The 15,816-nt window shown below is 59.5% G+C and carries 12 protein-coding genes and 1 pseudogene; 6 read left to right on the top strand and 7 right to left on the bottom strand.

Going from position 1 to position 15,816, the window contains the following annotated elements; translation table 11 throughout:
- Positions 1-64: 64 nt before the first annotated feature.
- Positions 65-1,185 (bottom strand): annotated as a pseudogene (locus ACIQVE_RS11125) (acetyl-CoA carboxylase biotin carboxylase subunit); the annotation flags it as partial.
- A 190-nt stretch (positions 1,186-1,375) separates the two neighbouring features.
- On the opposite strand from ACIQVE_RS11125, the gene ACIQVE_RS11120 reads away from it, so the two are divergent.
- Positions 1,376-2,338 carry a LysR family transcriptional regulator gene (locus tag ACIQVE_RS11120; RefSeq protein ID WP_402807856.1) on the top strand — a complete coding sequence of 321 codons (963 nt, stop codon included), beginning with the start codon at positions 1,376-1,378 and terminating at the stop codon, positions 2,336-2,338.
- Here the strand turns inward: ACIQVE_RS11120 and ACIQVE_RS11115 are convergent.
- From ACIQVE_RS11115 to ACIQVE_RS11105, 3 genes are all read right to left on the bottom strand, one after another.
- On the bottom strand, positions 2,280-2,492 hold the full coding sequence (locus ACIQVE_RS11115) for a PA3496 family putative envelope integrity protein (RefSeq protein WP_402807854.1): 213 nt from the start codon (positions 2,490-2,492) through the stop codon (positions 2,280-2,282). The genes ACIQVE_RS11120 and ACIQVE_RS11115 overlap by 59 nt on opposite strands.
- Positions 2,493-2,723: 231 nt before the next feature.
- On the bottom strand, positions 2,724-3,590 hold the full coding sequence (gene hexR / locus ACIQVE_RS11110) for a transcriptional regulator HexR (RefSeq protein ID WP_150688289.1): 867 nt from the start codon (positions 3,588-3,590) through the stop codon (positions 2,724-2,726).
- 127 nt (positions 3,591-3,717) lie between these two features.
- Entirely contained in the window at positions 3,718-6,591 is a 2,874-nt protein-coding gene (locus ACIQVE_RS11105; RefSeq protein WP_402807851.1) for a putative bifunctional diguanylate cyclase/phosphodiesterase, read from the bottom strand.
- Positions 6,592-6,848: 257 nt separating this feature from the next.
- Here ACIQVE_RS11105 and uvrD point away from each other — a divergent pair, with 257 nt between their 5' ends.
- From uvrD to ACIQVE_RS11090, 3 genes are all read left to right on the top strand, one after another.
- Complete coding sequence (gene uvrD / locus ACIQVE_RS11100) at positions 6,849-9,032, top strand: DNA helicase II (RefSeq protein WP_402807849.1); 2,184 nt, start codon at positions 6,849-6,851, stop codon at positions 9,030-9,032.
- Positions 9,033-9,319: 287 nt separating this feature from the next.
- Positions 9,320-10,192 (top strand): Tim44 domain-containing protein, encoded by an 873-nt coding sequence (locus tag ACIQVE_RS11095; RefSeq protein ID WP_402807847.1) that lies wholly within the window; start codon positions 9,320-9,322, stop codon positions 10,190-10,192.
- 138 nt (positions 10,193-10,330) lie between these two features.
- Entirely contained in the window at positions 10,331-10,738 is a 408-nt protein-coding gene (locus tag ACIQVE_RS11090; protein WP_057396553.1) for an SMI1/KNR4 family protein, read from the top strand.
- A 21-nt stretch (positions 10,739-10,759) separates the two neighbouring features.
- Here ACIQVE_RS11090 and ACIQVE_RS11085 read toward each other — a convergent pair whose 3' ends face one another.
- Positions 10,760-12,523: a cation:proton antiporter gene (locus ACIQVE_RS11085; protein WP_402807844.1), complete on the bottom strand. Its 1,764-nt coding sequence runs from the start codon at positions 12,521-12,523 to the stop codon at positions 10,760-10,762.
- A 281-nt stretch (positions 12,524-12,804) separates the two neighbouring features.
- Between ACIQVE_RS11085 and ACIQVE_RS11080 the strand changes: the two genes are divergently transcribed.
- Entirely contained in the window at positions 12,805-13,287 is a 483-nt protein-coding gene (locus tag ACIQVE_RS11080; protein WP_003229693.1) for an acyl-CoA thioesterase, read from the top strand.
- Positions 13,288-13,391: 104 nt separating this feature from the next.
- Here the strand turns inward: ACIQVE_RS11080 and pdxY are convergent, their stop codons facing one another.
- Positions 13,392-14,264, bottom strand: a complete 873-nt coding sequence (pdxY, locus tag ACIQVE_RS11075) for a pyridoxal kinase PdxY (protein WP_402807841.1) — start codon at positions 14,262-14,264, stop codon at positions 13,392-13,394.
- A gap of 117 nt (positions 14,265-14,381) precedes the next feature.
- Here pdxY and ACIQVE_RS11070 point away from each other — a divergent pair, with 117 nt between their 5' ends.
- A complete protein-coding gene (locus ACIQVE_RS11070) occupies positions 14,382-14,795 on the top strand; it encodes a DUF3301 domain-containing protein (protein ID WP_042561850.1) in 414 nt (137 codons plus the stop codon).
- A gap of 15 nt (positions 14,796-14,810) precedes the next feature.
- Here ACIQVE_RS11070 and ACIQVE_RS11065 read toward each other — a convergent pair whose 3' ends face one another.
- Positions 14,811-15,776, bottom strand: a complete 966-nt coding sequence (locus tag ACIQVE_RS11065) for a CobW family GTP-binding protein (RefSeq protein ID WP_402807838.1) — start codon at positions 15,774-15,776, stop codon at positions 14,811-14,813.
- Between the last annotated feature and the right edge of the window lie 40 nt (positions 15,777-15,816).

Here is a 15,816-nt window from a genome sequence, read left to right as displayed (position 1 = left end):
AATTAAAAACCCAACAAAGATAACAAAAAGAATAAACAAACACTATAACAACACCACTCTCTTCAAAACTGTGTAGATCGCTGTGTCGGTACGCACGCCGGGGCCGCCGGGGGCGTAGTAACGGGTGATCTTGCCGAAGCTCGGCAGGAAGTTGTTCTTCGGGTCCTCGGCGTTGATGCGAAACTGCAACGCGAAGCCACGGTGCTGAATGTCTTCCTGCTTGACCGACAGCGGCAGGCCGGAAGCAATGCGGATCTGCTCGCGGACGATGTCGATCCCGGTGATTTCTTCGGTGATGGTGTGTTCCACCTGCACCCGGGTGTTCATCTCCATGAAGTACACCTCGCCCTCGGCGAGCAGGAACTCCACGGTGCCGGCGTTCTCGTAGCCCACAGCCTTGGCCGCGCGCACCGACAGGTCGCCGATGTAGGCGCGCTGTTCCGGGGTCAGTTGCGGGCTCGGGGCGATTTCAATCAGCTTCTGGTTGCGACGCTGGATCGAGCAGTCACGCTCGAACAGATGCACGACGTTGCCAAAACTGTCGCCGAGGATCTGCGCTTCGATGTGCTTGGGATTGACGATGCATTTTTCGAGGAACACTTCCGCCGAACCGAAGGCCTTGGTGGCCTCGGAAATGACGCGGGGGAAATTCTGTTCGAGTTCTTCACGACTGTTGCAGCGACGGATACCGCGACCGCCACCACCAGAGGTGGCCTTGAGCATCACCGGGTAACCAATGCGGTCACCTTCGGTCAGGGCTTCGGCGATGTCCGCCACGTTACCCTCGGTGCCCGGAGTGACCGGCACGCCAGCCTTGATCATGCTGCGCCGCGCTTCGGTTTTGTCGCCCATGCGCCGAATGACTTCTGCCGACGGGCCAATGAATTTGATCCCGCGCTCGGCGCAGATGTCTGCCAGTTCCGGGTTTTCCGAGAGGAAGCCGTAGCCCGGGTGCAATGCATCGCAGCCGGTTTCCACGGCGAGGTTCACCAGCTTGCGCGGGTTCAGGTAACCGGCCAGTGGCTCGGCACCGATGCTGTGGGCCTCGTCCGCACGCTTCACATGCAGCGCATGCCGGTCGGCGTCGGAAAAAATCGCAACCGAGCGAATGCCCATTTCGGCGCAGGCTCGCACGATTCGTACGGCAATCTCACCACGGTTGGCGATCAGGATCTTTTTTATCACTTGGAGGTTCCCTTGAGCCGGTGGCACCACGACCTGCTAGACCCAGGTCGACGCGTGACCAAATGTTTCAGTTCAGTCGCAGCCTCACACTAGCGCCCACAAGGGATTAACAAAAATTAATAAAAATTGGGTCAGGCATAAGTAAACATTTATAGTTGAAACATCCGCCTGAGCTCAGAGCCCTAACAGAATGCGTAAGTCCTTGATGCGTATGACATTGCGTCAATTGCAGGTCTTCAATGAAGTGTGTGATTTACGCTCTTATAGCCGTGCAGCCGAGGAAATGTCGCTGACACAACCGGCCGTCAGCCTACAGATTCGTCAGCTTGAGGAGCTGATCGGGCAGCCATTATTCGATTATGTCGGTAAAAAACTCTACATGACCGAGGCCGCCGAAGCACTTCAGCGTGCCAGTCGAGACATTTTCGGGCGCTTGGAAAACCTCGATATGCAGCTGTCGGACATGCAGGGTTCGCTGCAGGGCCAACTGAAACTGGCGGTGGAATCAAGCGCCAAGTATTTCGTGCCGCATCTGTTCGCGGCGTTCAAGCGCCAGAACCCGGAAGTGAATCTGCAACTGACCGTGGTCAACCGTGGGCAGGTGATCCGGCGTCTTTCCGACAACCGCGATGATCTGGTGATCATGTCGATGGTGCCGCAGGACATGGGGTTGGAGTTTCTGCCGTTTCTCAACAATCCGATTGTCGCCGCGGCTCGCCCGGATCATCCGCTGGCACATATGGGGCCTCTGCGTTTGCAGGACCTTGAACCGTACACGCTACTGATCCGCGAATCCGGCTCAGGTACGCGACTAGCGTGCGAAGAGTATTTCAAAGAGAAGCGCGTGCACTTCACCCAGACTCAGGAAGTGGCCTCGGCGGAAGCGCAGCGTGAATGCGTGGCGGCGGGTCTGGGCCTGGCGCTGTTGACACGCCACGCCCTGAACCTTGAGTTGGCGACCGGCGGTCTGGTCGAGTTGCCGGTCGAGGAGTTGCCGCTGCTGCGTAGCTGGTGCCTGGTGCAAGCCAAAGCCAAACGACTGTCACCGGTGGCGCACGCCTTCCTGGCGTTTATCCGCAGCGAGCGCGTGCAGATCAGCGCGCTGGTTGAGCGCTTCGACGGGAAGCTACCGGTGCTGCCTGCCAATAGTTGAGTTCGACTTCCTCGGGAAAACCGCCGATTTCGGCCTGAAGCTGACGAAGTTCGTAGCGGTCTTCGATTGCGCGACGAAATTCCATGCGGCGCTGATCTTCCTGCTGACGACGGGTTTTCGCTGCGCTGTTGCGTTCTTCGTAGGGCTGAGCCATTTCGAGTCTCCCAAGGCGATTACGGGAGTTTCACGATAGGCGCGAGGGATGACGGTTTGGCTGCTTCGGGGTTACAAAGAGATGAAAGTTTCGAAGAACAGCAGCGTTATCCAGGACGCCATCGCGGGCAAGCCCGCTCCCACAGGTTTCGGTATGGAACACAAAATTTGTGAACACCACCATCCCTGTGGGAGCGGGCTTGCCCGCGATTAAGGTCGGAACGACCTTGCTTTAGTCATCCAACGCCTTCACGGCTTTCGGGGACAGCCGCAAGCTACGCAAGCTGCGCTTCACGCTCTTGAGGTGATTGACCAGGCTCGGACCACGCGCCATCGCCACGCCCATCGCCAGCACGTCGATCACCACCAGGTGAGCAATACGCGAAGTCAGCGGCGTATAGATTTCGGTGTCTTCGTGCACATCGATCGCCAGATTGACCGTCGACAGTTCCGCCAATGGCGTCTGGCTCGGGCACAGAGTGATCAGTGAAGCACCGCTCTCTCGCACCAGATTGGCGGTGATCAGCAGATCCTTGGAGCGCCCGGACTGGGAAATGCAGATCGCCACGTCAGTAGGCTTCAATGTCACCGCCGACATCGCCTGCATGTGCGGATCGGAGTAGGCCGCCGCCGTCAGCAGCAGGCGGAAGAACTTGTGTTGCGCATCCGCTGCCACCGCGCCCGACGCGCCAAAGCCATAGAATTCGACACGCTGCGCCTGCGACATCAAAGTCACCGCCCGCTGCAATTCCACCGGATCGAGCCTCTCGCGAACCTCCATCAACGTGTGCAACGTGGTGTCAAAAATCTTCAGGCTGTAATCGGCGACGGAGTCGTCTTCGTGGATCGCGAACTGGCCAAAGCTGGCTCCGGCGGCCAGGCTTTGCGCGAGCTTGAGCTTCAGATCCTGAAAGCCGGAACAACCGATGGCGCGGCAGAAGCGCACGATGGTCGGCTCACTGATGCCGACATTGTGGGCCAGGTCGGCCATGGAACTGTGCATCACTGCCGCAGGGTCAAGCAGCACGTGATCGGCGACCTTGAGCTCCGACTTGCGTAACAGGTGGCGTGACTGGGCAATGTGTTGCAGCAGATTCAAGGGGCTGGACTCTTCTTATGGTCGGGGATGTAGCAAGCTTGTAGTTATACTACATGAATTGGCTTTTTGCCTGCTCAATGCGTAACTCCATGTCCCCATATCAGGCGCGATGGCGTGCATGTAGCCCTTAAAGCGAGTTTTCCTGGGCGCGCAGAAGCCCGGCCAGAGCAGCAGCTTCAACAGGTCGACTGATCAGATAACCCTGCACTTCATCGCAACGTTCGGCGCGCAAAAACTCCAGTTGCTCCTGACGCTCGACCCCTTCAGCCACCACCTTCAGCGACAGTCCATGGGCCATGGCGATGATCGCCCGGGTGATCGCCGCATCTTCACTGCCCTCGCCCAAACCGCGAATGAACGACTGGTCGATCTTCACGTAATCCACCGGAATGCGCTTGAGATAACTCAGTGATGAATAGCCGGTGCCGAAATCGTCGATGGCCAGTTTGACCCCCAGATCGCGCAGTTGCTGGAATGTCGCGATGATGTGTTCAACGCTGTCGAGCAACTGACTTTCGGTCAGTTCGAGTTCGAGGTAGTGCGGCGCCAGCCCGGTTTCTTCGAGCACCTGACGGACAAGGCTGACCAGTTTGCCTTGGCGCAACTGGTGCACCGACAGGTTCACCGAAACGCGAATCGGCGCGAGCCCCTGACGCTGCCATTCGCACGCTTGCCAGCAAGCCTGGCGCAGCACGAATTCGCCGATTGGCCCGATCAATCCGGTTTCTTCGGCCAGCCCGATGAAATCCCCCGGCGGCACCTGACCCATGCTCGGATGATCCCAGCGCACCAGCGCTTCCGCCGCATTCAGGCGACCCGATTCCAGGCAGAGCTTGGGCTGATAGAACACCTGCAATTGTTTTTCATCGATGGCTTTGCGCAACTGATTTTCCAGCTGCAATCGCTCAAGGGTGCTGGCCTGCAAGCTGTCGGTATAGAACTGGAAATTGTTGCCGCCCAGATGTTTGGCATGTTGCATGGCCATGTTCGACTGGCTCACCAGCGCAGAAATCTCGCGGGCGTTGTCCGGCAGCATGCTGATGCCCATCGAAGCGCTGACTACCAATTCGTGCCCGTCCACGGTCAGCGGCAGACGCAGCTTGGCCGACAGCCGCGTGGCGACCCGCGCCAGACTCGACAGGTTGCCGTAGGCATCGAAGAGTACAGCGAACTCGTCGCCGGATAAGCGAGCGATCGTGTCGGCTTCCGGCAAGGCGTTAACCAACCGGCGAGCCATCTTCTGCAACATCTGGTCAGCGACTTCATGGCCCAGGCTGTCGTTGAGCAATTTGAAGCGATCCAGATTGATGTGCAGCAACGCCAGACTGCGCCGGCCGCCCTGCCGGAACCGTTGATGGGCTTCATGCAGACGTTCGCGAAACAGCGAGCGGTTGGCCAGGCCGGTGAGTTCGTCGTAATGCGTCAAATAACGCATGCGCTCTTCGGATTCACGCCGCGCGGAAAGATCGGCGAAGAAACCAACGATATGGCTCACATTTCCCCGACTATCGCGCACTGCATTGAGTTGTAACCATTGCGGATAAAGTTCGCCGTTCTTGCGGGTTTCCACCAATTCGCCCTGCCAACTTCCGTGCTGCTCCAGCGCGGTGCGGATGGCGACGTAGTGGCGGCGGGCATCGCGACTGCAGGGTAGCTCGACGACGTTGCGCCCGAGCATTTCATCAATGTCGTAACCGGTGACCCGGCTGAACGCCTGATTGATCGCGATCAGTGCGTAGTTCGGGTCGAAAATCACAATGCCTTCGCTGGCCGCTTCGAACACCGTTGCCGCCAGGCGTTGCTGCTCTTCGAGGCTTTTACTGGCGCTGATGTCGCGGCGAGTGCCGACCATGCGGATCACGCGTCCACTTTCACTGCGCTCTACGGCGCGGCCACGATCCTCGATCCAGACCCAATGGCCATCGCCGTGACGCACGCGGTATTCGATCTGATAGTCCTCGCTGCGGCCCTTCAGATGTTCGATCAACGCCTGTTTGAGTGGTGGCACATCTTCGGGGTGCAAGCGCGGCTTGAGGTCGCGCAGAATCGCCGTGACGTATTCCGGGGCCAGGCCGAACAGTTCATGAATCTGCGTGTGGTGGACTTCGTCGGTTTGCAGATTCCAGTCCCACAGCCCCAACTCACTGGCCTTCAACGCTAGCGCCAGGCGTGCTTCGCTTTTGCTCAAGGCCTGATTGGCGGCGTCCAGCTCCCGGCTGCGCAGGGCGACGCGGTGTTCCAGCTCGATCTGAGCTTCGCGCAACTTGCCCTCGGCGCCGCGCCGGTGGTCGATTTCCGTAGCCAGTTCGTGATTGAGCTGCGCGCTGCGCGCCTGTGTCTGTTGCAGATGCTCGATCAGGTGCTGATTCTGGAAGCGCCGCAGCAAACCACGATCAATCAGACGATTGACCTGCCAAGCCACCACGCTCAGCGATCCCAGCAAAATCAGCCCGAGCCAACCCCAGCCGCGCGCCTGCTCGTCACCGCCCCAGAACAGATAACCGATCGCCGGCAGCAAGCAGGGCAAGGTGAAGGACAGAAATGCCGGCAGGCTCACTGCGTAGGCGACACTGGCCGACAGGGTCGCGGCGCCGATCAGGCCGAATACCCAGGCTTGCTGCATGAAGTTATCGGCAGGGACTAGTGCGATGCCGGCACCGGCCAGGGTCAGGCCGGTCATCGTCGAGCCAAGCAGAAACATTCGGCGCCAGATCGGCTGGGCCTGGCGATCGGGGATTGCTGAATCGAACGCGGCCACTTGAATCACGCGCAACGCCACCAGCAGCAACAACCACACCAGCCAGACGCTGACCACGAAGTAGCGCTGCGGACTCCAGAGCAAACCGGCACAGACCAGACCATTGATCAACATGAATAGGGTGGGCAATAAAGAGCCCTGATACAGCAGACGCGTGCGCTCGACCGCCATCTCGACGGCGTAGTGCTTGCGGATAACCCGGGGTTCCACAGAGGGGCCCGACAGTTCGGCGCTGAGGGTCATGGGCAACGTTCTTGTTCTTATAAGGGGGGCGTGCGCCCGAAACGTTGACGGAGCATACACAAGCCGATCCGGTTGCCAAACTGCTCCAGATCTTAATTTCATCGAAACTTTTCGCCCCAATGGGGCCAACAAAACCCGCAAAGCGAGACGGGCCAAAGCCTGTAGCCAGTGACCGACCGGTCGTCATCGACGACACTTTCATCGGCTAATGCAAAGCTCGGTTTGCCCGGGCCTGCGGCGCACCCTAGAATGCCCCGATGCGCGATGACCTCTCCCTTCTGCTGAACTCCCTCAACGATGCCCAACGCCAGGCCGTAGCAGCCTCCGTTGGCCGTCAGTTGGTCCTGGCCGGTGCCGGCTCCGGTAAAACCCGAGTGCTGGTGCACCGTATCGCCTGGTTAATCCAGGTCGAAAACGCCTCGCCCCACTCCATCCTGTCGGTGACTTTCACCAACAAGGCCGCTGCCGAGATGCGTCACCGCATCGAGCAGTTGATGGGCATTAACCCGGCCGGCATGTGGGTCGGCACCTTCCACGGCCTGGCGCACCGCTTGCTGCGGGCGCACTGGCAGGAGGCCGGCCTGAGCCAGACCTTCCAGATTCTCGACAGCGACGACCAGCAACGACTGGTCAAGCGGGTGATCCGCGAGCTGGGCCTGGACGAGCAACGCTGGCCGGCCCGTCAGGCCCAATGGTTCATTAATGGACAGAAAGACGAAGGTCTGCGTCCCCAACACATTCAGGCCAGCGGCGACTTGTACCTGGCCACCATGCGCGGCATTTACGAGGCCTACGAGGCCGCCTGCCTGCGCGCCGGCGTTATCGACTTCTCTGAACTGCTGCTGCGCGCCCTCGACTTGTGGCGCGACCACCCGGGGCTGCTGGCGCATTATCAGAAGCGCTTCCGGCACATTCTGGTGGACGAGTTCCAGGACACCAACGCCGTGCAGTACGCCTGGTTGCGTCTGCTCGGCAAGGGCGGCGACAGCTTGATGGTGGTCGGCGACGACGACCAGTCGATTTACGGCTGGCGCGGAGCGAAGATCGAAAACATCCATCAATACTCCGCCGACTTCCCGGACGCCGTGACCATTCGCCTGGAGCAAAACTACCGCTCCACCGCGGGCATCCTGAAAGCGGCCAACGCCCTGATCGCCAACAACACCGGACGTCTGGGCAAAGAGCTGTGGACGGACGGCGGCGACGGCGAGGCGATCAATCTGTACGCCGCGTTCAACGAACACGATGAAGCACGCTACGTTGTCGAAACCATCGAAAGCGCGCTGAAAACCGGCTTGGCTCGCAGCGATATCGCGATTCTGTACCGTTCCAACGCCCAATCGCGCGTTTTGGAAGAAGCGCTACTGCGTGAACGTATCCCGTACCGCATCTATGGCGGCCAGCGCTTCTTCGAGCGGGCGGAAATCAAGAACGCCATGGCCTACCTGCGGTTGCTCGAAGGTCGCGGCAATGATGCAGCGCTGGAACGGGTGATCAACGTTCCGGCCCGCGGCATCGGCGAGAAAACCGTCGAAGCGATCCGCGAGCATGCGCGTCACAGCGATGTGTCGATGTGGGAAGGCATGCGCCTGCTGGTCGCCAATAAAGGCCTGACTGGTCGCGCTGCTGGTGCTCTGGGCGCGTTTATCGAGCTGATCGAGAACCTCGCCGCCAAATGCGCGGAGATGCCGCTGCACTTGATGACACAAACCGTCATCGAGCAATCCGGCCTGATCGCCTATCACGAAGCGGAAAAAGGCGAGAAAGGCCAGGCTCGGGTAGAAAACCTTGAGGAACTGGTCAGCGCCGCGCGCAACTTCGAGAACACTGAAGAAGACGAAGACCTGACGCCACTGGCGGCATTCCTCGGCCACGCTTCGCTGGAGGCCGGCGACACTCAGGCCGACGAGCACGAAGACAGCATTCAGTTGATGACGCTGCACAGCGCCAAAGGCCTGGAATTCCCTTACGTGTTCCTCGTGGGCATGGAAGAAGGCCTGTTCCCACACAAGATGAGCCTGGAAGAACCGGGGCGTCTTGAAGAAGAACGTCGTCTGGCTTACGTCGGTATCACTCGTGCGATGCAGAATCTGGTGATGACCTACGCTGAAACCCGACGCCTGTACGGCAGCGAAACCTACAACAAGGTCTCGCGTTTCGTGCGGGAGGTGCCGAAAGGTCTGATTCAGGAAGTCCGTTTGTCGAACAGCGTCAGCCGTCCGTTCGGCGGTAACCAGTCGATGAGCGGCAGCAACCTGTTCAGCGGCAGCGAGATTCCCGAGACTGGCTTCAGCCTGGGTCAGACGGTGCGCCACTCGGTCTTTGGCGACGGCGTGATCCTCAACTTCGAAGGCGCGGGCGCACAGGCGCGGGTGCAGGTGAACTTCGGCGAAGGCAGCAAGTGGTTGATGCTGGGTTACGCGAAGCTGGAAGCGATCTAACGTTCAAGCGCAGAACACACGTGGGAGCGAGCTTGCTCGCGAAGAGGGAGTGTCAGCCGACCAATGAGTTGAATGACACACCGCTTTCGCGAGCAAGCTCGCTCCCACAAGGTTCGATTTCTTTCTGAACCTATCTCCTTTTCCTACAGCCGAAAGTACATGGCCTTATTGCCTGACCGAGCTGAACGTAACCTGTCAGGCAAAAGCCCGAAACACTCTCTCGCTAGCCAGTAACACTTCAGCTGTGCAACATGGCGCGCGTGTCTCCACAAACGGGAATTCCCTTTATGAAACGTTTTCTTAGCATCGCCATGGCGTTGTGCATCGGCCTGACGATGAGCCTCGACGCCAACGCCAAGCGCTTTGGTGGTGGCAAAAGCGCCGGCGCTGCGCCGACGCACCAGACCAGCCAAATGGCTCCTTCTTCCGCAGCTGGCGGCGCTGCGGCGACCGCTGGTGCTGCCGGTGCCGCAGGCGCTGCTGCCAAGGCCGGCGGTGCTTCGAAATGGCTCGGCCCTCTGGCCGGCATCGCCGCCGGTGGCCTGCTCGCTTCCATGTTCATGGGCGGCGGCTTCCAGGGCATGCAGATTTTCGACATCCTGATCATGGCCGTGATCGCGTTCGTGATCTTCCGCTTCATCGCCGCTCGTCGCCGCAAGCAGCAGGAGCAACTGGCTCCGGCTGGCGCGCCGATGCAGCGTGAAGTATTCGAGCAGAAGCCTGCTGGCATGGGTTCGATCTTCGGTGGTTCGGCTGCATCTGCTGCCGCCCGTCCGGTGATCAACGCACCGGCCTGGTTCAACGAGCAGAGCTTCCTTGAAGCTGCACGCAGCCACTTCCAGTCGCTGCAGCAGCACTGGGACGCTAACGAAATGGACAAGATCGCCGAGTTCGTGACCCCGCAAATGCTCGAGTTCCTCAAGCGTGAACGTGCGGATCTGGGCGACGCCTTCCAGTCGACCTACATCGACAACCTCCAGGTTCAACTGGACGGCGTAGATGACCGTGCCGAGAAGACCATCGCCACCCTGACTTTCAGCGGTGTGTCGAAGACCTCGCGTTTCGACCAAGGCGAAGTGTTCAGCGAAAGCTGGAACATGGAACGTCCGCAAGGCGAAAATCAGCCTTGGCTGGTGGCCGGTATCCGCCAGAACGGCTGATCCCTTCCGCGCTAGGCATGCAGTAACGAAAACCCCAGCCTCGGCTGGGGTTTTTCTATTTCGCGGTTGCATCTATAGCAAGCTACTGTATAAACCGGCCCATATAAACCGCGCCATACAAGCAAGAGGATCCCGGACGTGGAAGAAATCATCGAACAACTGCGTGAAGCCAACGAACCGGTACCGGTCCCCTTGGAGCTGCCAGACGAAGATCTGCTGGTCGAAATCGAAGAACAACTGTTCATCGACATCCCGTTTGTCTTCAGAGAGTTTTTGCTGACCGTCAGCGATGTGGTCTACGGCAGTCTGGAACCGGTGACCGTCACCGATCCGCAATCTCACACCTATCTGCCGGATGTTGCAGCCAACGCTTGGGACGCCGGTGTAGATCGCAGCATGATCCCGATTTGCCAGGTCGGCGACGATTACTACCTCGTCGAAGAAGACGGCACTGTGGTGTTGTGGCAAGCCGAAGAAGAGCTGATTGCCGAAGAAACCTGGGAATCGGTCTGGCATTGGGCGCGGGACGTCTGGCTGGAAAGCTGATAGGCCAAGCGCCCCGGGTGGTCAGTGCCCCGACGACTCCTTGTGGTTGTCGAGGGTTTCCAGCAAGGCCACCTGCATCCGCGTGTGCACGCGGATGAACCAGCGCCAGAGCAGCGCCGCCATGGCGGCCGCGACCACGGCGATCAGCACCAGCAACTTGTTGGTCGGCAGAATACTGGCCGACAAGGCTGCCAGCAGCAGGAAAATCACCAGCAGCGAGAGAATCGGGATCACCTCGGAGATCACCCGGCGCACTCGCTGCGTGTGCCTCCCGGCCATCTCTGGCTTCACGCCCATCTCGGCCAACAACATCGACAGCGCCTTGAGCTTGCGATAAGCGGCAATCAGAAACGGCAACGACACCAGCAAGGCCCCGCCCCAGATCAACGCTTTCTGCCAGCTCGGATCGCTGATCCAGTCTTGCAGATACGTCGAGATGCGCTCGGCGAAGAACGCCCCCGAAAAGAAGATCGCGATGACCAGCGCCAGATTGACCCCGACCTGTAAAAGAATTCGCCGGATGATCGACGCCAGCATCGCCCCCTCGCCCTGCGGCTGAATGCTGCGCAGCCATTCGCCGTACATCCCCAGCACCCGCCCCAAGCGCTGCGGCATGACGGCAGCCAGTTTGATCGACAGTGGATCAGCGGCGCGAATCAGGTACGGCGTCAGCAGAGTGGTGATTACCGATACGGCCACAGCCACCGGATAGAGGAAGTTGCTGGTGACCTGCAAGGTCATGCCCAACGCGGCGATGATGAAGGAAAATTCGCCAATCTGTGACAGCCCCATCCCCACTCGCAGTGAGGTGCGTCCGTCATTGCCGGCGATAAACGCACCGAGCCCGCAGGACAGTATCTTGCCGAGCACCACGGCTACCGTGATCACGGCAATCGGCCACGCGTATTGCAGCAGAATCATCGGATCGAGCATCAGGCCGATGGCGACGAAGAAGATTGCGCTGAACAGGTCGCGAACCGGCTCGATCAGACGCTCGATTTTCAGCAATTGCCGCGACTCGGCCATGATCGCGCCGATCAGGAATGCGCCGAGCACCATGCTGTATTCAAGTTTGACCACCAGCAGGCAAAATCCGAAACACAAGCCCAGCACGGTGATCAGCAGCATCTCGTTGCTTTCGAATTTGGCGACGTAAGCCAGCAAACGCGGCACCAGCAGAATGCCGATCACCAGCGCGACGATCATGAATAGCGACAACTTGCCGACTGTGGAAAACACTTCGCCGGAGCTCACCGTGCCGCTGACCGCGATGCTCGACAGCAAGGCAATGATGCCGATACCGAGAATGTCTTCGACGATCAGCACGCCGAAGATCAACTGTGCGAAGCGCTCATTCTTCATCTTCAGGTCATTGAGCGCCTTGACGATGATGGTGGTTGAGGAGATCGCCAGAATCGCGCCGAGGAACAGCGAGTCCATGGTGCTCCAGTCGAACCAGCGGCCGATTTCGAAGCCGATCCAGATCATCAATACGATTTCGAGGAACGCTGCGATGAACGCCGTGGCACCCACCTTGAACAGCTTGCGCAGACTGAATTCCAGCCCGAGGCAGAACATCAGGAAAATCACCCCCAACTCGGCGAGCGTCTTGATGGTTTCTTCATCGTGGATAAGGCTGAACGGTGGGGTGTGCGGGCCAATGATGAAGCCGGCGACGATGTAACCGAGCACCACTGGCTGCTTGAAACGATGGAACAACACGGTCACCACGCCCGCGACCAACATGATCACTGCCAGGTCCTGAATAAAACTGATGGCATGCATGGTGTGGGCTCCTTGAATGACGACGCTCGCAGTCAGGCATCAGAAAGGTCTGAGCGAGCCGGGGTAAAAATCCGCTTTTCGTGTGGGAATTGCCCTTGGGAGGGGCTTTTGCAGGTTAACACCGCGACTTCGCAGTGGAAGGCGGCGCAATATAAGGAAACAGATCGATCCCGGCGTGACGGCAGCCAGTCGTCCGGCGTCCCGATAACGGTGCTTTAGAAAAGTGACCAGGCGCCCGCAGAGGTGCTTCCAGCAAACCAGCCTTGATCCGTGAGAACGTTATGGAACCCGGAAACGCCCAGCTGTCGATGACGGTACTGATGACCCCCGACATGGCCAACTTCTCTGGCAATGTCCACGGCGGCACCCTGCTCAAATACCTCGACGAAGTGGCTTACGCCTGCGCGAGCCGCTACGCCGGCCGCTACGTGGTGACCCTGTCTGTGGATCAGGTGATTTTCCGCGAGCCGATCCATGTCGGCGAACTGGTGACCTTCCTCGCGTCGGTCAACTACACCGGCAACACCTCGATGGAAGTCGGCATCAAAGTCGTCACCGAAAACATCCGCGAGCGCTCGGTGCGCCACACCAACAGCTGCTTCTTCACCATGGTTGCGGTGGATGACCAGCGCAAACCGGCCGCCGTGCCGCCGCTGCAACCGCAGAACAGCGAAGACAAGCGCCGCTACATGCAGGCGCAGCAACGCCGGCAGATTCGCCAGGAACTGGAAAAGCGCTATCAGGAGATCAAGGGCGACGCCTGACATTTGTAGCGATCTGACGACCGCTTTCGCGAGCAAGCTCGCTCCCACAGGGTTCACGCTGTACCTGTGGGAGCGAGCTTGCTCGCGAATGGGACGACGCGGTGTTACAGACTGATCGCAGTGGCCTCGAACTTCACCCGAGGATGCGCAATGCGATCCTGCGCACGCACCAACTGCAGCTCGTAACTGGCGCACGCCTGGGTTTCCAGCAACACCTCATGCACCGCAGCCGCCGTGAACTCGAACGCCGCCACCAGACTGTCGCCCAACAGCACGCGCGCCAGAAACAGGCCGGACGTCAGATCGCCCACGCCCACCGGCTGACGCGGAAACGCCAGCAGCGGACGACGCAGGTGCCAACTGCCCTCGGCGGTCACCAACAGCATCTCGAAACCCTCCGCCGGTTTACCCGGGTAGTCCAGATGCTTGACCAGTACGGCTTTCGGCCCACGCGCCAGTAGCGCTCGTGCCATCGCCAGGCAATCGAACAACGACTGCGGTTTGCGCCCGGAGAAGCTGTCCAGCTCCAACTGGTTCGGACACATGATGTCCGCGACGGCAGCCGCCTCTTCCAGCAGGAAATCGCTGACCTCGGTCGGTACGCTGCAACCCTTCTCAGGGTGGCCCATCACCGGATCACACAGATACAGCGCCTTCGGATTGACCGACTTGATGCGCGCAACGCCGCTAAGAATCGCCCGGCCCTGCGCTGCGTTGCCGAGATAACCGGACAGCACCGCATCGCAGTTGCCCAATTCACCAATGGCGGCGATGCCTTCGACCAGTTCGGGAATCTGTTGCGGTGAGAGCACTTCGCCAGTCCACTGGCCGTACTGGGTGTGATTGGAAAACTGCACCGTGTTGAGCGGCCAGACATTCACCCCGACCCGCTGCATCGGAAATACTGCGGCGCTGTTGCCGGCGTGGCCGAACACCACATGGGACTGAATGGCGAGCAGATGAGGCGTACGTTTCATTCGGGTTTTTCCGTAAAACGATTGAAATTCAAGCCGCGCAGTATGCGACGAAACGCAGCCTGTACGACAGACCGGCGACGCAGTTAAGCTGACGCTAACTTTTGGAGTTCCTTGTTGATGCTGACCCTCGAAAACATCTTCGTGCTGATCCTGTTCGCCGCTGCCGGTGCGTGGCTATGGCACAACCACGGCTTGCGCGAGCGGGCGCTGGAGCGGGTCAAGCAACATTGCATCAACGTCGGCGTCGAGCTGCTGGACGGCAACGTCGCGTTGAAGAAGATTGGATTCATCAAGGATGCCAGCGGTCGCCGGCGGCTGGCGCGGGTGTACAACTTCGAGTTCACCGTGACTGGCGAAAGCCGCCACAACGGCACCATCACCCAGTTCGGCGCGCACAGTGCGCAGATCGAATTGGCGCCCTACCCGGCACCGTTCGACGACACGCCGCCAGTTGTCGAGGTGCACAAGCCACGGGCGGAAGTGATCGAGCTGAGTCAGTGGCGGCAGGAACACACGAAGTGGAAGCCGTAAAAAATCAAAAGATCTTTAACCCACTCGACAACCCGCTAACGCCTTCTGCAACGCACCAATATCCTGCGCCTCACTGAAAATCAGCTCGATCCGCGAATCGCGCCGCCATTCACTGGGCTGCCAATGCAGATCAGCGTTATCCAGCGCATTCGCCGAAACCCAGCCATTCGTGCTGTGGATAACCAGTTTTGCCCTTCTCCAATCAAGGCTTTCTAGCCAGGTTGCGACTCTTTGCGGGTCAAACATCTGGCTCGGATGCCAACGCCAACCAATGCTCCAACCACCCTCCTGCGCCTGGCTCAGGCAAATTGGCACCGCCGGATCGCTCCAGATGGCTGGCATCTGCGCCAATCCTTTGGGCACGATCAGGTTATCCACACCCGCCACTGCTTGCGCGGCTCGCCCTGGCAACTCGCTCAAAAGCAATTGCGCTTGCTGCGTCCAGACGAGCCTGACTGGCGGCAGCTGACTGGCAATCTTCTGCCTGGCAGTTTCATCAAGATTTTCAGCCTTGTTCAACACCAGTAAACCAGCACTGGTCAACGCTTCCTGCTGCGCTGCCGGCAATGCTTTCCCGGCGTTGAGTGCCTGGGCATCCAGAACCAGAACACACGGCTGAACCGCCAGCACACCCAGCCATGGCGCTTCACTCAACTGCTTGAGCAACTGCGCGGGATGGCCCAGTCCGGACGGTTCGATAAACAGCCGATCCGGTTGCGCCTTGCGCAGTAAACGTCCAAGGCCAATCTGAAACGGCGCCCCATTGACGCAACACAAACAGCCCCCGGCCACTTCACCCAGTGCGATACCATCGCCGTCGCGGGTCAGCAGCGCGGCATCTAGGCCGATCTGGCCGAACTCGTTGATCAGCACCGCCCAGCGCTCGCCTTCAGGGCGTTGCGCCATGAGCTGGCGGATCAGGCTGGTCTTGCCGGCGCCGAGCGGGCCTGCGATGACGTGGACAGGAATGTTCTGCAACATGGTCGGGGATTTTCTAAGGAAAGGTTCTGAGGAGATTGAA

Source organism: Pseudomonas sp. NPDC098747 (assembly GCF_044760045.1).
GTDB lineage: Bacteria > Pseudomonadota > Gammaproteobacteria > Pseudomonadales > Pseudomonadaceae > Aquipseudomonas.
Note: the sequence above shows the minus strand (reverse complement) of the source record. Positions and strands in the feature narration are given on the sequence as shown.